The organism is Thermoactinomyces sp. CICC 10523, from assembly GCF_016055105.1.
GTDB lineage: Bacteria > Bacillota > Bacilli > Thermoactinomycetales > Thermoactinomycetaceae > Thermoactinomyces_A > Thermoactinomyces_A daqus.
Genome location: NZ_JAECVX010000013.1, coordinates 48,647 through 67,116 on the forward strand (window position 1 = coordinate 48,647; position 18,470 = coordinate 67,116).

The 18,470-nt window shown below is 48.1% G+C and carries 14 protein-coding genes; 13 read left to right on the forward strand and 1 reads right to left on the reverse strand.

What is annotated here, in order from left to right; all coding sequences use genetic code 11:
- The first annotated feature begins 30 nt into the window (after nucleotides 1–30).
- From I8U19_RS14520 to I8U19_RS14545, 6 genes are read left to right on the forward strand one after another with little or no spacing between them, the layout of a single operon-like run.
- Entirely contained in the window at nucleotides 31–1,425 is a 1,395-nt protein-coding gene (locus I8U19_RS14520; protein WP_198056322.1) for an aspartate aminotransferase family protein, read from the forward strand.
- Between the two features lie 45 nt (nucleotides 1,426–1,470).
- A complete protein-coding gene (locus I8U19_RS14525; RefSeq protein ID WP_198056323.1) occupies nucleotides 1,471–2,991 on the forward strand; it encodes an NCS1 family nucleobase:cation symporter-1 in 1,521 nt (506 codons plus the stop codon).
- 13 nt (nucleotides 2,992–3,004) lie between these two features.
- Nucleotides 3,005–4,339, forward strand: coding sequence for an NAD(P)-dependent oxidoreductase (locus I8U19_RS14530; RefSeq protein ID WP_370589795.1), 1,335 nt, complete (start codon nucleotides 3,005–3,007; stop codon nucleotides 4,337–4,339).
- A 21-nt stretch (nucleotides 4,340–4,360) separates the two neighbouring features.
- On the forward strand, nucleotides 4,361–5,620 hold the full coding sequence (preA, locus tag I8U19_RS14535) for an NAD-dependent dihydropyrimidine dehydrogenase subunit PreA (protein ID WP_198056325.1): 1,260 nt from the start codon (nucleotides 4,361–4,363) through the stop codon (nucleotides 5,618–5,620).
- A 19-nt stretch (nucleotides 5,621–5,639) separates the two neighbouring features.
- Nucleotides 5,640–7,031 (forward strand): dihydropyrimidinase, encoded by a 1,392-nt coding sequence (gene hydA / locus I8U19_RS14540; protein WP_198056326.1) that lies wholly within the window; start codon nucleotides 5,640–5,642, stop codon nucleotides 7,029–7,031.
- Between the two features lie 36 nt (nucleotides 7,032–7,067).
- Complete coding sequence (locus I8U19_RS14545) at nucleotides 7,068–7,958, forward strand: nitrilase-related carbon-nitrogen hydrolase (RefSeq protein ID WP_198056327.1); 891 nt, start codon at nucleotides 7,068–7,070, stop codon at nucleotides 7,956–7,958.
- A gap of 48 nt (nucleotides 7,959–8,006) precedes the next feature.
- On the opposite strand, the gene I8U19_RS14550 is transcribed toward I8U19_RS14545, so the two are convergent.
- On the reverse strand, nucleotides 8,007–9,665 hold the full coding sequence (locus tag I8U19_RS14550; RefSeq protein WP_198056328.1) for a PucR family transcriptional regulator: 1,659 nt from the start codon (nucleotides 9,663–9,665) through the stop codon (nucleotides 8,007–8,009).
- A 565-nt stretch (nucleotides 9,666–10,230) separates the two neighbouring features.
- Between I8U19_RS14550 and I8U19_RS14555 the strand changes: the two genes are divergently transcribed.
- From I8U19_RS14555 to I8U19_RS14580, 7 genes are all read left to right on the forward strand, one after another.
- Nucleotides 10,231–10,443 carry a hypothetical protein gene (locus I8U19_RS14555; protein WP_198056329.1) on the forward strand — a complete coding sequence of 71 codons (213 nt, stop codon included), beginning with the start codon at nucleotides 10,231–10,233 and terminating at the stop codon, nucleotides 10,441–10,443.
- A gap of 9 nt (nucleotides 10,444–10,452) precedes the next feature.
- Nucleotides 10,453–12,567: a UvrD-helicase domain-containing protein gene (locus tag I8U19_RS14560; RefSeq protein ID WP_198056330.1), complete on the forward strand. Its 2,115-nt coding sequence runs from the start codon at nucleotides 10,453–10,455 to the stop codon at nucleotides 12,565–12,567.
- Between the two features lie 12 nt (nucleotides 12,568–12,579).
- On the forward strand, nucleotides 12,580–12,891 hold the full coding sequence (locus I8U19_RS14565; RefSeq protein WP_198056331.1) for a 3'-5' exonuclease: 312 nt from the start codon (nucleotides 12,580–12,582) through the stop codon (nucleotides 12,889–12,891).
- Between the two features lie 364 nt (nucleotides 12,892–13,255).
- Nucleotides 13,256–15,451, forward strand: coding sequence for a hypothetical protein (locus I8U19_RS14570; protein WP_198056332.1), 2,196 nt, complete (start codon nucleotides 13,256–13,258; stop codon nucleotides 15,449–15,451).
- Nucleotides 15,423–16,142: a UvrD-helicase domain-containing protein gene (locus I8U19_RS17370; RefSeq protein WP_232337287.1), complete on the forward strand. Its 720-nt coding sequence runs from the start codon at nucleotides 15,423–15,425 to the stop codon at nucleotides 16,140–16,142. The genes I8U19_RS14570 and I8U19_RS17370 overlap by 29 nt, the downstream gene beginning before the upstream one ends.
- Entirely contained in the window at nucleotides 16,139–17,098 is a 960-nt protein-coding gene (locus tag I8U19_RS17375) for a 3'-5' exonuclease (protein ID WP_232337288.1), read from the forward strand. The genes I8U19_RS17370 and I8U19_RS17375 overlap by 4 nt, the downstream gene beginning before the upstream one ends.
- A 340-nt stretch (nucleotides 17,099–17,438) precedes the next feature.
- Nucleotides 17,439–18,440, forward strand: coding sequence for an HNH endonuclease (locus I8U19_RS14580; RefSeq protein ID WP_198056333.1), 1,002 nt, complete (start codon nucleotides 17,439–17,441; stop codon nucleotides 18,438–18,440).
- Nucleotides 18,441–18,470: the final 30 nt, after the last annotated feature.

Below are 18,470 nucleotides of genomic sequence, written 5' to 3' on the forward strand. Positions count from 1 at the left end.
TATCGCCTTGAGCGGAGAGGAGAAGGCAAGATGGAGAATTATTCTTCCCGACCTGCGAAAGCGTTGGGGAAAGAAGAGCGGGAACGTTGGCTCGACAAGGATCGTCAGTATGTCTGGCATCAGATGCAACCCTATGCTTCCAGCCTGAATCCTTTGGTGATCACGCAAGGGGATGGGGCATGGGTGATTGATCTGGAAGGGAATCGTTATCTGGATGCGATGTCGGGCTTGTGGTGTGTCAATCTGGGGTATTCTGAGCACGAATTGGCGCAGGCAGCTTATGAGCAGCTTTGCCGGATGCCTTATTATCCTTTGACGCAAAGCCACCTTCCGGCGATCGCTCTGAGCGAGAAACTGAACGAGTGGCTGGGTGGGCCTTACCGTATTTTCTACTCCAACAGCGGCTCGGAAGCAAACGAGGCGGCTTTCAAGATCGTTCGCCAATATCATGCCCAAAACGGCCAGCCAACCCGTTGGAAGTTCATTTCCCGTTACCGGGCCTATCACGGGAATTCCTTCGGGGCATTGGCCGCTACGGGTCAGGCTGTGCGAAAACAGAATTACGAACCCCTCTCCCCGGGATTTGTCCATGTTCCCCCGCCGTATTGCTACCGTTGTCCTTTCGGGAAGACGCAGGAATCCTGCCGCCTTGAGTGTGCCTCCATCATTGAAGAGGTGATTCGTTGGGAAGGTCCGGACACGGTGGCGGCAGTGATCATGGAGCCGGTGATTACCGGAGGTGGTGTGATCGTTCCGCCCCCGGAGTACATGAAACAGGTTCGGGAGATTTGCGACCGGTACGGGGTGCTGTTGATCGTGGACGAGGTGATTTGTGGTTTTGGGCGGTCAGGGCGCCGGTTCGGTCATCAAAACTTCGGGATCCGGCCGGATGTGGTCACCATGGCCAAAGGAATTACGAGTGCCTATTTACCTCTGTCGGCGACAGCGGTCCGGGCCGAATTGTTTGATGCGTTCAAGGAAGATCATCCTTACGCTCATTTCCGGCATGTCAATACCTTTGGGGGGAATGCAATAGCCTGTGCGCTTTCCCTGAAAACACTGGAATTGATGGATGAACGGAAGCTGGTGGAACGAAGCCGGGAATTGGGAGAAAAACTGCAAGCGTTGTTAAAGCCTCTTTGGGATCATGACAATGTCGGGGATATGCGTTTCTTTGGTTTCATGGCCGGAATTGAATTGGTCAGGAACCGTAAAGACAAAAAACCGGCTTCTGCCGAATTCGTCGGACGCGTCATTGCCGCTTGCAAAAAGAGAGGGGTGCTGATCGGAAAAAACAGCGATACCGTACCGGAAATGAACAACGTGTTAACCTTGTCTCCTCCCCTGATCATCAGCGACCGGGATCTGGAATTTTTGGCCCGGGTGGTGATCGAGTCGGTTCAAGAGGCCAGTGCCTCCGGTTAAGCCAATTCTGTCTGTGCGAGCCATGAAATGGATGGAGGAGATCCGATGAAGTCGCAAACTGAGAAAGACGGCATTGTCACGCTGACCGGCGATATGGCCCGGCAACTGAGTGATAGCCCGCTGTGGAATGAGGATCTTCGCCCCACAACCCGCAAGGAGCACCATTGGGCTGCATGGAACTTTGCCGCTTTGTGGATCAGCATGTGCCTTTGCATCCCCGCTTATGCCCTGGCGGGAGGCATGATCTCGCTGGGAATGAACTGGTGGCAGGCTGTCCTCACCGTCTTGATCGGCAATCTTATCGTCTTGATCCCCATTTTGTTAAACGCCCATGCCGGAACCAAGTTCGGCATTCCCTATCCTGTATATGCCCGGTTATGGTTTGGATCAAGAGGGGCGCACATTCCCGCGCTGGCCAGAGCCTTGATCGCCGCGGGCTGGTTTGGGATCAACTGCTGGATCGGGACAACGGCGATCGACGGATTGCTTCAGGCGGTTTTTAAAGGTTGGAAGGAGGTGCCCGGGCATACCCCGCTCGTTTTCCTCATCTTTTGGGGATTGAACGTCTTCGTGGCCTACAAGGGACCGGAGAGCATCAAGAATCTGATGCAGTTTTCGGCACCGCTGTTGATGGTCGCGGTGATGGGACTGTTCATCTGGGCGGTGATAAAAGCGGGCGGGTTCGGGTCGATGCTCTCCGCTCAGTCGAAACTGAACACTCCGGGAGAGTTTTTGAAGGCGTTTTTTCCGTCCCTGATGGGGTGTATCGCTTTTTGGGCCACCATGGCGTTGAACATTCCCGATTTCTGCCGCTACGCCAAAAGTCAAAAGGCGCAAGTGGTCGGGCAGTCCCTCTCGCTTCCGTTGACCATGGGGGTATTTTCCTTCATTGCCATCGCCGTCACTTCGGCAACGATCGTCATTTTCGGAGAAGCGCTCTGGGATCCCGTGGCCATTCTCAACCGCTTTTCCGCTCCGGTCGTTTTGATTGGCGCCGTCATCATAACCCTTTCCAGTCTGACCATCAATGTGGGTGCCAATGTTGTGGCCCCGGCGAGAGCGATCGAGAATTTGTGGCCGCGCCGGATCACTTTTGCCACAGGCGCATTGATCACCGGCTTGCTTGGGATCGTTATTCAACCCTGGTATATCATGGAGAATTTCGGAAACTACATTTTTGGCTGGCTTGGCACCTACGGGGCGCTGCTCGGCCCGATCGACGGGATTGCCATTGCCGACTACTGGCTGGTTCGGAGGAGGCGGTTGGCGCTGGCCGAGCTTTACATGGCCCGTGGCCGCTATCACTACGCCAAGGGGGTGAACTGGAACAGCGTCATCGCTTTGCTCGTTGGGGTGGCTGTGCCGATTCTGGGCCGTTTCCTCCCGGGATGGGACTGGCTCTGGTCCAACGCGCTGGTGGTCGGACTCGTCGTGGCCGCAGTGGTCTACACCTTTCTGATGCACCGCCATGAATCGCTGGTTTCTCCTGCGGAATATGCGCGGATTACCCAAATCGAATCCCGCACCCCGACATCTGCTGTGTCCTTGCCGGAGGAGACAGAATAAGGAGGGAAAAAGCTTGTCCCAGGGAAAAAACAGCAGGTTGAGCGAACCGATCTACCGGGAACTGACCCGGATGGACGTGGTGAACGAGGCGAATCGATGTTTGTTCTGCTACGATGCTCCCTGCACCCGCGCCTGTCCCACCCATATCGATGTTCCTTCTTTTATCCGCAAGATCGCCACGGGAAATTTGAAAGGAAGTGCCCGTGTCATCATGGAAGCCAACCCCGTGGGTGCCAGCTGTGCACGGGTTTGTCCAACGGAAGAGTTATGCGAGGGGGCTTGTGTTCTTAAAGATGAAGAATCTCCCATCCGGATCGGCGATTTGCAGCGCTATGTCACAGATTGGGCCCGGCAGAACGGTGTGCAGCTGTTTCGCCCCGGACCGGCAACCGGGTACAGGGTGGCCGTGGTCGGCGGAGGGCCGGCCGGTCTTTCGGCGGCTCGTGAACTGGCACGCATGGGGCATGACGTAACGATTTTTGAGGCCAAGCCGGAACTTGGGGGGTTAAACACGTACGGCATCGTGCCTTTCCGTTTGCCCGGGGAGATCGCCCTGTGGGAGGCTGAACAGGTAGTCAAGCTGGGCGTGAACGTGCACACCGGGGTTACGGTGGGAAAAGATGTTCCTGCACAGGAATTATTGGAACGTTTCCATGCCATCGTTTTGGCTTTTGGCATGGGAACCGTGCCGCGTCTCGGCATCCCCGGCGAGGAACTGGAGGGTGTGTGGGATGCGATCGATTTCATTGAGCGGGTCAAAACAGGGGATGGTGTCGGGGAAATCGGGAAGCGGGTGGTCGTTGTCGGGGCCGGAAACACCGCGATTGATGCGGCAACATGTTGCAAGCGTATGGGTGCGGAACAGGTGACCATGTTTTATCGCAGGACGGAAGCGGAAATGACAGCCTATCCTTTTGAGTATGAATTTGCCAAACAGGAAGGCGTGGAGTTCCGCTGGCTCTCTGTTCCCCGGCGGATTCTCGGAGAAAACGGCCGTGTCAGTGCAGTGGAGTTTATTTGCATGCGACTCGACGCACCGGATCATTCCGGACGCCCCCGACCGGTGCCGGTTCCCGGAACGCAATTCACAGTGGAAGCGGATACGGTGATCCGGGCGATTGGCCAGTCGCGCCTGACCCGGTTGCTGAACGAACTCCGGATCAAATGCCGGAACGGCGTGGTTCAGGTGGATGAATGTTTCCGGACAAACCGGGCCAACATTTTCGCCGCCGGTGACTGCACCTTTGAGCGGGGCAAAGGGGAAGCGATGGTGGTCGAGGCAGCGGAGCAGGGAAAAATCGTGGCCCGGAGCGTTCACCAGTACCTGAAGCAAGTCAAGAAGGTTTAATCTGCGGGGAGGTGTTCCGAGATGGCCGATCTGTCCATCGATTTGGCGGGGATTCAAAGCCCCAACCCCTTCTGGCTGGCTTCGGCTCCGCCCACCAACAGCGGTTACCAGGTGATGCGGGCCTTTGAGGCGGGCTGGGGCGGTGCGGTATGGAAAACGCTGGGTGACCCGATCGTCAATGTCTCTTCCCGGTTTGCCGCTTTCAATTTTGGCAACCGCCGCATGTTGGGAATGAACAACATCGAATTGATCACCGACCGTCCGCTGGAAGACAATCTGAAGGAGATCCGGGAAGTGAAGCGAAAATTTCCCGACCGAACCATCGTCGCTTCTCTCATGATGGAACCAAAGAGAGAGCGGTGGCACGAGCTGGTAAAACGGGTTCAAGATGTCGGCGTGGATGGATTTGAACTTAATTTCGGCTGTCCCCACGGCATGTCGGAAAGAGGAATGGGATCGGCTGTCGGCCAGGTTCCCGATCTCGTCCGGCAAAATACCGAATGGGTCAAAGAAGTGGCCGAGGTCCCGCTCATCGTCAAGCTGACCCCCAACATCACCGATATCCGTCACACCGCCCGGGCAGCGGTGCAGGGCGGAGCTGATGCCGTCAGCATGATCAACACCATCAACAGCCTGATGGGAGTGGATTTAACGACCTGGAATCCGATCCCCCATGTCGACGGAAAAGGTGCCCACGGGGGTTATTGCGGTCCCGCCGTTAAACCGATTGCCCTCCATATGGTGGCGGATTGTGCACGGGATCCGGATATAGGCGTGCCGATTTCAGGCATTGGCGGAATTTCCACCTGGCAGGACGTGGTCGAATTTCTGCTGATGGGTGCGACGGGCGTGCAGGTGTGCACCGCGGTCATGCACCACGGGTTCCGGATCGTGGAAGATATGATCGATGGGTTGAACAACTATCTCGATGAGAGGGGGCTCTCTTCGGTCAGCGAACTGATCGGCAAATCCGTCCATCGCTACACGGAATGGGGAAATCTCAATCTGGAGTATAAAGTGGTGGCGAGGATCGATCCGGATGTCTGTATCCATTGCAACAAATGCTATATTGCCTGCGAGGATACAGCTCATCAATGTATCGACCGGATTGAACGGGAGTCCGGTCCGCCTCGACTGGTCGTCCGGGAGGAAGATTGCGTGGGCTGTAACCTTTGTTCAATGGTTTGTCCAGTGGATGGTTGCATCACGATGGTTGAAGTGGAGACCGGAAGACCGCCGCAAACATGGCGGGAACGGGCAATGGAAGGCGGAAACCAATAACCAGCGGGAGGTTCGCTTTATGGGTACATTGATCCGGGGCGGAACGATTGTAACCGCCAGCGACGTGATGACCGCCGACGTCCTGATTGAAAACGGCAAGATTACCCACATCGGAGAACGGATTCTTTCCATTGGTCATGAGATGATCGATGCAACGGGCTGTTATCTGTTTCCGGGAGGCGTTGATCCCCACACCCATCTGGATATGCCTTTTGGCGGAACGATCACGGCGGATGATTTTCAAACGGGAACAATTGCCGCCGCTTTTGGCGGAACCACGACCATCGTGGATTTCGCTCTGCACCAAAAAGGGGACACACTGGCCAACTCCCTGCAAACCTGGCATGAGAAAGCAGAAGGAAAAGCGGCCATTGACTACAGTTTTCACATGATGGTCGGGTACATGCGGGAAGCGGTTATGAATGAGATTCCTCACTTGGTGGAAAAGGAAGGCATAATGTCCTTCAAGGTGTTCCTGGCGTACAAAAATAATCTGCAGGTGGACGATGAAACCCTGTTTCGCGTGCTGCAAAAAGCGGCCAAATGCGGAGCTCTGGTCCAGGTACACGCGGAAAACGGCGATGTGATCGATGTATTGGTGAAAGACGCTCTGGCCAAAGGAAAAACCGAACCCAAATACCATGCTTTGACGCGGCCGCCCGAAGCGGAAGGGGAGGCGACGGCACGGGCCATTCGCCTGGCGGAGATTGCCGGTGCTCCCTTGTATATCGTTCACGTCACCTGCGCCCAAGCGTCGGATGCCATCAGTGAAGCGAGAAAGCGGGGGTTGCCGATTTACGGGGAAACCTGTCCGCAGTACTTGGTCTGCGATGTTTCGGATTATGAACGTCCCGGTTTCGAGGGGGCTAAATACGTAATGTCCCCGCCGCTCAGGGAGAAATGGCACCAGGAAGTACTTTGGAACCGGCTTCGGAATCTCGAATTGCAAGTGCTTGGATCAGACCAGTGTTCCTTCAATTTCAAGGGACAAAAAGAACTGGGGCGGAACGACTTCACCAAAATCCCCAACGGAGCCCCCACCATTGAGAACCGCATGTCGATTCTTTACCACTGTGGAGTGAACGAAGGGCGAATCGGCCTGACGAAATTTGTTGCTCTCACTTCCACCAATGCGGCAAAACTGTTCGGTCTGTTTCCTGAAAAAGGGACGATTGCCGTAGGGAGTGACGGGGACATTGTCATTTGGGACCCTGAAACCGAGTGGACGATCTCGTCGAAAACTCACCATATGAACGTTGATTACAATCCGTTTGAAGGGATGAAGGTGAAGGGCAAACCCAAATGCGTTCTGCTCCGTGGACAGGTGATTGTCGAGCATGACCGGTTTACAGGCAAGCCGGGCATGGGGCAATTCCTCCGGGCCAAGCCGTTCTCTCAGGTTGATGTGTGAGGAGAAAAGCGGAAAAAAAGAGGGAGGAGTGGGACGATGGGTTCCAAAGTCAAAATCGGTTTGATTCAAGCTCATCATCATGTGGACGGCCGGGAGCCGGTGGAGGTTCATAAAAAGGCGGCCATCGAAAAACATCTTCCGTTGATCCGGGAAGCGGCGTCCAAGGGTGCACAGGTGATCTGTCTGCAAGAACTCTTTTACGGGCCTTATTTTTGTACGGAACAGAATCCCAAATGGTATGCGGCTGCGGAAAAAGTGCCCGACGGCCCCACCACCCGCCTGATGCAAGAGCTGGCCAAAGAGCTTGGGGTGGTACTGATCGTTCCTTTATATGAGGAAGAACTGCCCGGCGTCTATTACAATACAGCCGCCGTGATCGACGCAGACGGCAAATTTCTGGGCAAATACCGCAAACAGCATATTCCCCAGGTACAGGCCGGTCCTGCCGGATGCGGTTTCTGGGAAAAATACTATTTCAAACCCGGTAATCTGGGTTATCCGGTGTTTGACACGGCTTTTGCCAAGGTGGGCGTCTATATCTGCTACGACCGCCATTTTCCGGAGGGAGCACGCCTGTTGGGATTAAACGGGGCGGAAATCGTGTTCAATCCCTCGGCGACAGTAGCCGGTCTTTCCGAATACCTTTGGAAGCTGGAGCAGCCGGCACATGCTGTAGCCAATGGTTATTACCTCGGGGCGATCAATCGGGTCGGCTGGGAAAAACCTTGGGATATGGGGGAGTTTTACGGACAATCGTATCTGGTGAGCCCCCGCGGTGAGTTTGTGGCAATCGGCGAACGGGATCGGGAGGAAGTGGTGATCGGGGAGATGGATCGGGAGGTAATCCGGGAAGTTCGGGACACCTGGCAGTTTTTCCGCGACCGCCGGCCTGAGACATATCGGGAAATGTTGGACCTCTTGCCCTGAAAACAAGGAAATACGGGGGCTGATCCGATTCAGCCCCCCCCCGATTTTTTATTTACTTATTCGATGGCTGGCATGCCGGTTTTCCTGGGATCTGAGAAAATTGCGGGCGGCCAGGGCGGTGTCCAAAGCGAGACGGCGGGAGGGTGAATCCCAGTTTTCCCCGAGAAGAGAGGAGATTTGCTCCAGCCGGTAATACAAGGTTTGCCGGTGGATAAACAGAGCCTTGGCCGTTTGCTGCTTGGACTGTCCGGAATTGAGGAATGTTTCCAGTGTATGAACCAATTCGGTTCCGTTTTCGCGGTCATAGTCCAAAAGCGGACCGATCTGGTGGCTGATGTAATCGGATAAAACAGCGGGATCCACCTGTAAAAACAACTGCCAGGTATGAAGGTCATCGTAGAAGACAAGGTGGAAAGGGCAATCAGGTGAGCGTTCGCCGTGCTTGCGGTCGGGCTTCCTTTTTGCCGCATGGGCAGCGAACCGCGGTCGGATCTTCAGCGCCTGTTTCGCCTGTTGCCAAGCGGCGGGGGCCTCGGACAGGCTGGAAAAGATCCGGCTGATTCCGACCGTCCAGTGATATTGACAATTAAAGCAGGAGGAATCTGTTTGCCTGAACAAGTGGGTAAAACTTTCCCGGATCCGCTGAAGGAACGGAACAGGTGAGGAAGGTTGAGCATCCGCCAGCACGATGGACCACAGATCTCCATGAGAGGCAAACCATCCAAGAATGCCAAAACGCGCAAAGGTTGAATATGCACGACGCACCCATTGCAGAATGGCTATATCTTCATGAGACAGGGGACATTCTGTCGGCGAAGAGAGAGAGTGAAGATCCGTATGGACGGCGGCCAGGACGATTTTTCCGCCCGATGAGAGTACCGATGACAAAGGCGCAGGGATATCGGCCCGTCCGGAATGCAGGCAATCATCAATCCATTTTTGCACCTTTCTCAGACGGCGTTCTTCCAGGGAAAGTCGGCGAAGTAATTCCTGGGCGATGGCGATGGCTGCCTGGTCCAGAATCAGTTGGATGTATTCTTTGGCCTCCCCGCGATAGTCGAGGTACAGCTCCCCCACCTGCATGTCCAGGGCAATGATTGGCTGACGGCATGTTCCTTTTTTCAGGAACCGTTCTTTTTCGCATGACTCCGGAAAAGTGATGTCCGTTCCCCAATCGTCGCGAAGCCATACGGCGCATCCTGTTTCCTGATGCAGTAGTTTGAGGATCCCCAGAGTTCCTTGCGGCCGGAGCGTTAATTGGAGAAATCGGTTGGAAATCGCCTCCAGGGCAACGAGCCGGTGATGGTGCCGATTGATCAGACAGGCATGGATGTCCTGGGTGATCTCAATAAAGCGGACTTCTTCTTTAAAAACAATAATGGGAAAAGCACAGGTATCGGCGTATTGGAGGATGGAGCGGGGGATGTCCGTGAAGCGCTGAACCAGTTCGATGCATAATCCGGAAACTCCGCATTCCACCAACTGCTTGACGAAGTGAAACACTGACTCCTCTTTTCCGTCCAGACCGACACCGGTCGTCAGAATGAGTTCCTGCCCGTTGACAAAAGAGGCCGCATCGGAAACCTCCAACACGTGAACCCATCGGACCGGTCGGTTCAGACCGCGGGAGCCGGCCATCACTTTGGCTTTGGCAAAGGTGGGGCGTTTCAGCATATCCGCCACGGTGAAGGGCTGTTGAATTTGCATGCATTTCCCTCCCGGGTAGATTTTATTCATTTGTTTCATGCATCGGTGGTCTGCAAATGAAACTGGCGATCGCTTGCGGTGACATCAACAGGGACAAGCAAAATTGAGGGGAGCGGGACATCTTCCTTTGACAAAAGAATAAACAGGGGAATATTTTTGTGAATTTTCAATCTCAGTTTAATGCAATTCAGATCCGTGAGCAATATTTTTTGATGTGATCAGAAGGGACGGGGTTGGGGGGAGGAGGAGCAGAAGCTGGATGTTAGTTGAAGAACCGGCCTAAACGAACTGCCCAGCCATGAACCAATGGTTTGAAATGATGATTCAGACCGGATCAATGCCATGCAGTTTTTGAGGCGTTTTACCCGTTTTGTGTTCGGATGAACGAAGTATTTATTGTGCCGGTTCATTTTATGTCGTGTGGCTTCTGATCTTTTAAGCCTGATTTTTTTGTGGTAAAATTTAAATAATCTTTTTTATATTGTATATAAACAGAGTTTTTTTAGTAAATAATTTATTAATACTAAAAATATCGCTTTTTATACGAATTAAAAAATAGGGGTTTATGCCAAGAAAAATAGATAATCCGAAACTCTCGTTTAATCTTTGCTACTTTTACTATCAACTGGACAGCGTCTATTGGGGGAAGCTCGAAAATGATGTGAACGATGAAAAAATAGAACGGATCGATAATATTCAGATTGACTGGCTTGGCAGTCGGTTGGCAGAACTGTTTGGAAATGTAGAGATTAATTCGACATCATTTCAGGAAGAGTGAGGAAAGCAGATGATAGCACCCAAGTATTCTGTAATAATCTATTCCTTTGATCTATTTCCGGAACTGCTGGCCAATATCGAATCCTGGATCAGGTCCGGAATAAAAATTTATCTGTTTACATCTGATGATTTAGAGAGGATTGAAAATAATCCCAAATGGAATGCTTTGCGAGAAAATCAATTTATGCAGTGGTTTGCTGTACCTTATCGAAATGAAGATGCAGGTAAAACAGTCTACTTTGAGGATGGTAAGATCACTGATCCGACATTGTTTCAATTTCTCTGTAACCATGCGGAAGAGAATGGATTTTACTCTTTCAATCCGGAGCAGTATCGTGCAGAGCATGCGTTGGAGGGCCGCCATCTGTTTGTCATGGCGGGGGCGGGTACGGGAAAGACAACTGTAATGATTAACCGTTTGCTTTTTCTAAAACATGTGAATCCTTTGTTTCGATTTGATCAGGTTGCGATGATCACTTTTACTAATGAAGCTGCTACTGTGATCAAAAGACGTTTGCACCGTCGCATAAAAGCGTATTATGAATTGACACTTGATCATAAATACTTGGACTGGTTGGATGAAGCCAAGGATTTACATGTGTCCACCATTCACTCCTTTGCCAAAAACCTGTTTGAGCGTGAAGGGAGGGAGTTGGGCTTTCCACCTAACATTCGGATTCGTAAGTTTTTAGAAACCAGACGTTCATTGATTGAACAGTGGATCGATCGATTTGCCCAAGCCTATCCAGAATTGTATGAGACTTTTGGTAGGATTCGTCATTATCTGTTGGTTCAGACGGTTCTTTCGGTTGTAGATAAGTTGGAAAATCAATCACTGCATGAATGGCTTTATCAAAAGACGGATTTTGGATCGGATGAAAAAGGCTTTCATAAGTTACTGCAATTTGTAATTGTTAACAGTATGAATGAACTGCAAAAAATGAAACAAGAGCAGGCTAATTGGGAAGTCAATGACTTGATCCGTAAATTATATGAACTGCAACACACAGATAATGTTCAGTTAAAAAAAAGGTTTCATACTGTGATGGTGGATGAGTTTCAGGATACGGATTTCATGCAGGTCCAATTTTTATTGTGGTTACATAAGTTGATGAAATGCGATTTGTTTGTCGTAGGTGATGTCAAACAAAGCATTTACCGTTTTCGGGGCGCAGACTATACTGCGTTTGACCAACTTCGCAGCGGTTTGGATCCAGCTATGGTTACTGAAATAAATTTGATAAGGAATTATCGTACCAGCAGTAAGCTTTTGAAGGAGATGGATGGATTTTTTCAAATATGGGGAGAGAAAGTCCGTGGTTTTCTTTACAATTCAAATGACCGATTGTTGGCGATGATAAACGAAGCTGAGGAAGGTATTCAGTTTAAAGCATTGGATCTGGCAACCGTATTTAAAGACCAACTGTTCAAACTGGAAGGAAAAGAGACTGCGATCTTGGTACGTTCTAATGCAGAAGTGCAACAGATTGTAGAGCAGTGCGAGGAGTGGGGGATTGTCTGCGAAGGACAAGTACAAGGACAGTTTTACCGTTCCCTGCCGGTGCGGGAGCTGTATATGCTCGTCCGATTTTTGATAATGCCGCAGTCAGCGTCCAACTGTTTTTCATTAAACAATTCTTCGTATGGTGAGAATACGATTTCGCCAAAGATGATAATCAAGCAGTTCGTTCCGGAAAAAAAGAATCTTTGGTCTATTTGGAAACAACAGCCTGATTATGCTTACTGGCAAAATTGCTTGGAACGAAGCCGCAAGGTTCCACCGATTATTTTGCTTGAGCAGATCATTCAAGAGAGGCAGCCGGCCCAACAATATGTGAAGCGATTGTGGGAACGAATCCAGTGTGATCGTCCGGATGCTCAACCAGAGAGCCTTTGGGAGCAGTGCGTCCGACGGATGTATCAGTATCAGAGTCGTCTCGAGTATCTTTTGTATATCCTGAAACAGCATTTTTCTGACCGGATCGCAACTCTGTATGGAATTGAGCGTTTTTTAAGGATTCATATCCAGACCGATGTCGAGGAGAATGACCCACCCGTACCCGAGTTGGAAAACAACAGCTCTCAACTGATTCGATGCATGACCGTTCATAAAGCGAAAGGATAAGAATTTGACTATGTGATCATGCCGAGATTGGATTCCCCGTTTCTCGTCTATGGGCGACCCCATATTTTTTTGAAGATGAATGAAGAACGACCACAAGTGGCATATCAGGTGAAATTGGAAGAGATGACGATTCGCAACAGTTTTTATACAGAATTAAAGAAAAAGGAGCAATTGGAACTTGTTGCGGAAGAAACGCGTTTGCTCTATGTAGCAATGACCAGGGCTAAAAAGGGATTGATCCTCGGCAGGCCAAAATCCTGTACCCATGATAGCCCTGCCAACTGGGCAGAACTTCTGGGATGGGGAGGAACGGTTTTTGTTTAAAATCGAGACTTATCAAAATCCACATGAATACTTTCATTCATTTTCTCTGGAAAAAAATGCGCTTCATGTAACGGGGGACTCTTCTTTTCGCACCTATCTTATTCAAAAATCTGATTCGAAGGAACAAGTTCTTACATATGATCAGATGCAACAAAAGTTGTTTCCTAAATGGAATTCCCCTTTCTCAGATTTGCTTTTAAAGTCCAAAGTCCGGGCGATCCTGGAAAACCTTTTGCCAGACCAATACCAGAGAAGTATGGATCATTTTCTTCAGGATTGGATCCATCGCTTTCGTTTTCTGGTTGAACTCGGTCTTAACATTTCCGCGGAACCTTTGGAAGAAGAGCAAACTCCGGAGCGCAAGTTGTTTCATGAAGTTTGGGAGAAGTTGCTTAAAGATGCACAGGTTAAGCGTTTGCTGTTTTCCAGGCAGCAAATCGACATCGGGAAATTGATACGCCAGGTCTTCTCTCCTGGGATTACTGCCATTTACGTCTACCACATGATTCAATTGGATGCAAGTCGGATGATGTTCTTCTGCCAATGTGTTCAGTCTGGGTTTCAGGTTGTGTTTCGCATCCCGTACATTGCATCACTGCCTGATGTGTATAAGCCATGGAGACAAGTTTTCGAAAAAATCGGTTCCCCGTTCTGGCTGGAAAAACATTCAGATCGGACGATTTCTATGGGGAATCGTTGGGCTTCTTTTGTCGAGGGGAAATCCGATTTCAAAAACGTGAGTGATAGTCGGAACATTGAACTGTTTCAGTTTGTTTCTCCGGTTCATTTTAATCGTTTTCTTATGCAACATCATAAGAAAAATAAGAAAGGAAGAATCCTGGCAGCAAATTCAAAAAGATTAAATCAGATGTTTCGACGAAGTATGTCAAGTGGCTCAACCAAAGAAAAAAACTGTTTCCCCCTAACGCAATTGCCATGTAATCGCTTTTTCTTTCATCTTTACGAATGTAAAAGAGAAGATCAGACTGTCTGGATTGAGTATGAGCATTTGTTTGAGTGTATAACGTCAGGATGGATTATGGTTCGCGATGTGAGTGGAATCGAAGCGATTTCTTTTTTGCTAGATCTCGAACCTTATATGAAGGGGATCAAGACCGTTGACGAAGCGATCGAAAGGTTGCAAAGGTTGGAGGAACTAAGGGGAGCCAGTGACCAATTTGATCAATTGGCCCGTGAAAGAACGGGACGCAGCCGGATCAAAATGTATTTATCCAATCCGTTTCGCGTCTTTCCCTATGTTCACCGCAATCGCTATTCGGTAACCCTTAAACAATTACAAGATTTGTTCAAACAATTTAACCAGATTGCTCTTTCGCTGTTGCCCGAGGAACAGAAACAAATGTCTTTAAAAAAACACATGCAACTTCTTAGACAGCTATATAACAAGGTTAAAGAGCATTTACCCATCAATGCGGAAGAGAGAGAACGAATGGATAAAGCTTTTCGGACGACCATTTTTGAATCTTGGAACATGTCCCGGGCAGAATTGAAAGAATGTGTCCATATCCTTTTAAGCAGGACGAATGTTGAAGAGGATTTGGACAATTTAAATCAACTTGAAGGATTGGTGTTGCAGAGCGATTTTATTCATGTGACTTCTTTGTCTATACAGGGGTTGAAGGATTATTCAATTGAAGTGGAAATAGCCCCCCTCACTTTTTCATGGTTAAAAGAATGGAGCAAAAAACAGTTTGAAACAGATACGGTGCGGTACAATGCAGTATTGCTTGCACTGTTCACGCATTATCAGCTAAATCAAGTAGGTTTGTCATACTTTTATTTTCAACTCTATTTCCTGCTGGCATTTGCGAAAAAAGAAGTTCAACTTAGCTGGATTCAAGGCGTTTATGACAATGATGAGGAAAGCTCAGTTTTGGAGCTGCTAAATTCCCTTTATGGTAAACAACAGGAAATACCTTATTGGAATCCGCAATCAATAAAGTTGCAACTGCCAGATTTATCCTCCCGTGAGGAAAAACATCCGATCAATGCGAAAAATCTTCTTGGTCAAATTCCAGCAGTTTACTGGTTGGATCAGGATTTTTGTTCGCGCAAGTTTTTCTTTAATAGCTTGGTTGAGTTGCATCCAATCTACGATTCTGATTTTCATCAACGAATTGTTTTCTCCATTTTGGGTGCTTTGTTCACACAGCAGGCATTAGGGGAAGAAGGAGTAAAGGAACATCTTGATCCTCTGTTTCCCCAGTGGACACAAACATTGAAGAGAAACCTGGTTGAGACTGCTTCTAAAACGGATTTGCTTGTTTACCGATCTTTCCAGAATATCTCCTATCCCAAAGCGATGGAAAAATTGCAACGCTTATACAGCCGCTATCGGGTGACAAAAAGATGGAAGGTGGATTTTGCTTTTGAACGTGATCGCTTAAATGAAAAAGAATGGTTACAAGAATGGTTACAATCTGTTGAAGAAACACACGTTAAAGCAGAATCAGGATCTCACTGTGCCATGTGCCCATATCTCATGATTTGCGATAAAGGGGAGTTCACAGTTGACGGTAAGTACAGCAGCCAGAAGTGAAAGCAGAACTCAGTTTTTTCTCCGTACTGCAAAAGCTTGGCAAAATTATTTTGATGCAGAAGGGCTGTTGCCGGGGATTGATCCTTCTGATGAACAGAAAGTGATCATTCAACAAGAAGAGGACCAATTGTTGATCAATGGTTCCGCGGGAAGTGGGAAAAGCATCACTTTAATGTACAAATTGCTCAAAGTGATGAAGCAAGAGCAGGAACCGAGGCGGATTTTATATGTCACGTTCAATAAAACATTGTTAGATGATACAATAAAAAGGCTGAAAACTTCAGAAAAATATCGGGAGTTGACACAGAAACACCATTTGGATTTGTTTACATTTCATTGGCTGGCCTATCAATTACTGAAAGAGATGAAAGTTGCTCATGTAAAGCCGGTGGATACTTCGCTTAGAGGGATAAAGAGGCTTAATGATCGTCTGTACCGGAGAATCGAATCGATCAAGGAAAATTTGATGAATTCAGCTGAATACAAAAAAATGCCTGTCGAACAACGGTTATACAATACGCATACTGCTGGATTTATCGGGGATGAGATTCTGTGGATGAAGGCTAACGGCATTGTCCGGGAAGAGAGTTATTTGCAGGTGGAACGGACCGGCCGCAGCCAGAATCCACGTCTTACCCGCAGCAGCGAAAAACGTTGTTTCGAATCTTTGAAATTTACCAGGAACGAATGAAAAAGGATTACAATCATGATATGGATCTGGAAGATTACGCGTTAAATCTGCTGCGGATCATGGATCGTCTCCCGGATGCACTTCGCTATGATTATGTCCTCGTAGATGAGGTGCAGGATCTCCAACCCATGCAGATTCTTGCTTTGGTAAAGTTGACCAAAAAAGGGATTGTGCTGACTGGAGATCCAAAACAACGCATTTATAAGAGCACCCCACATACGTACAGCTCGCTTGGCTTGAATCTGACTGGTCGCAAAATCCGAACATTGAGGCAAAACTTTCGTTCCACCCGCCAGATTATGTCCCTGGCTGAGTCATTAACATTTCAGGATGTGGAAAACGATCGGTTGGATCATCTCGTGTTTGTTCGCGAGGGTGAAAAACCTGTGATTTCATATCATTTGGAACTTAGAAAACTGGCGGATGATATTGTAAAACAGATTCGTTCTATCCATGAACAAAACCCGGCGGCTTCCATCGCTATTATTCATCGATATGATGAGGAGCTGAACAGAGGGGTTCCAAACTCGCTCGAACGTTATTTAAAGCAACGGTTTTCTCTGATATCTACAGACGAATATAAACGGAAATTTGATTATCAATCAGAGAAGAAACCAGTTTTCTTTACTGATGTGTACAGTATTAAGGGACTGGAATTTGACCATGTCTTTGTAATTCATTTTGATCGGAATCATTACCCTATGAAGAAGAGAATTCAAGAGTTAAATAAGTGTGCAGAAAATCAGTTTTCAGATGGATATAAAAAAGATTTGGATAAGATTTTGAGTGATGAAAAGAAGTTGTTGTATGTTGCCCTGACCAGGGCCAAACATACCTTGCGAATTATGTATTATGGATCAAAACCGGAGTCCATTTCGCCGTTTGTAAGGGATTTCCGTACAGAAGATTATGAAGCTGTGGGGTTTGATAAAAACAAGTATACTAGGAAGAATTAAGAATTAGAGAGCCAGTTTCTTCCCGATATGATGATTAAGCAGGGATATTCAATAGTCAAACCGATTACGAAAGTATTGCCGAGCCCACTCCTGTAAGAGGCAATGAAAAGGGAGTGGGTCAAGTTTATGTTAGCAGTTTACCAAATTCAATCGAGTTTTATATTTTTTATTTGTATAATTTTATGTTAATTTCTTTTCTGTTTATGTTATCTTGTTAATGTATAATCTATTCTCCATAATTTTATCAACCTTTTAGCAACTTGCAAGTTTTGTGTGGGAGTTTTATCTTTTCGCCAATTCTTTCTTTGCAACATAAATCAAACAGCCAGAGGGGAACAGCATGAATATAAACAATTTGAAGAAAGAAGATTTTTGGCGGGCCATTATTCTTTATGGATTAAATCAGGCAACATATAAAATCGCACTGGGCCACTCTTTGATGCGTTTCTCGCAACAGGGAAAAACAAAAGTGACGATGTCTGAATTGGCAGAGGATTTTTTTGAAATGTATTTAAAAAGAGTTGAAAAAGAGAAGCCGCAATCATTTAATGAAAAAAGAAGATCCGTGATGGAGAGAATTATTGATTTATATAAACTGGGGAAGATCAACCGGAGCACTGCTGTGGAACAGGTTGAAAAAAATGCATTCCGCAATGTAATTTCCTCCTTTCATACCGTTTATAATCAAGCAGTTCCCGTCCAGTTTTATCAAAGGGACAAGGATGGGCTGATTTTGACTGATCATCTTTTTGAGGTTTTTTCATCGCAGAATCATTCAATCTTGAAAGAGGAATTGGATGCTCGGTGGGATCTTTTGGAAGCGGCTTTTGAGATGAGAAGGAATAACAGCCAACTGGTCAATGATATTCGCAGGATGTACTTGGTAAATGGCTATAAAAGAACTGATATTACCAAAAACAGACCTGTATTAAACGGTTATCAGAATAATGTCTGTTTCTACTGCGGAGAGGTTATGAATGGCGATGACGTCCATGTCGATCATGTTATCCCGCGGCAGTTAATCCATCATGATGAAGTTTGGAATTTGGTTATGTCCCATGGTTTTTGCAATGAACAGAAAAGTGACAGTTTGCCGTCCGCCATCTATATTGAGAAGTTGATCAAACGGAATGAGCATTTTGTTGAGAGCAATCATCCGATAAAAGAAAAGCTGGTTGCTCAGTTGGGAAATACACCCAAAAAAAGAAGGGACTATGTACTTAAAGTATATAACGACGCAAAGATCGTGCTTGGCTACACTTGGGATGGAATAAGAGGATATCATCCGGAGACAGATCCGTTTTACAGGACGTATGTAAGATATTTGAATAAGGTGGATTGAGCTTGGGTTCCACAAGTGAGAATCATTTCG

Bases quoted from the DNA above. Each gene is read 5' to 3' on its own strand.
- I8U19_RS14520 (WP_198056322.1), top strand. From the start codon at position 31: ATGGAGAATTATTCTTCCCGACCTGCGAAAGCGTTGGGGAAAGAAGAG.
- I8U19_RS14555 (WP_198056329.1), top strand. From the start codon at position 10,231: ATGCCAAGAAAAATAGATAATCCGAAACTCTCGTTTAATCTTTGCTAC.
- I8U19_RS17375 (WP_232337288.1), top strand. From the start codon at position 16,139: ATGAAAAAGGATTACAATCATGATATGGATCTGGAAGATTACGCGTTA.
- I8U19_RS14545 (WP_198056327.1), top strand. From the start codon at position 7,068: ATGGGTTCCAAAGTCAAAATCGGTTTGATTCAAGCTCATCATCATGTG.
- hydA (WP_198056326.1), top strand. From the start codon at position 5,640: ATGGGTACATTGATCCGGGGCGGAACGATTGTAACCGCCAGCGACGTG.
- I8U19_RS14550 (WP_198056328.1), bottom strand. From the start codon at position 9,665: ATGCAAATTCAACAGCCCTTCACCGTGGCGGATATGCTGAAACGCCCC.
- I8U19_RS14580 (WP_198056333.1), top strand. From the start codon at position 17,439: ATGAATATAAACAATTTGAAGAAAGAAGATTTTTGGCGGGCCATTATT.
- I8U19_RS14560 (WP_198056330.1), top strand. From the start codon at position 10,453: ATGATAGCACCCAAGTATTCTGTAATAATCTATTCCTTTGATCTATTT.
- preA (WP_198056325.1), top strand. From the start codon at position 4,361: ATGGCCGATCTGTCCATCGATTTGGCGGGGATTCAAAGCCCCAACCCC.
- I8U19_RS14525 (WP_198056323.1), top strand. From the start codon at position 1,471: ATGAAGTCGCAAACTGAGAAAGACGGCATTGTCACGCTGACCGGCGAT.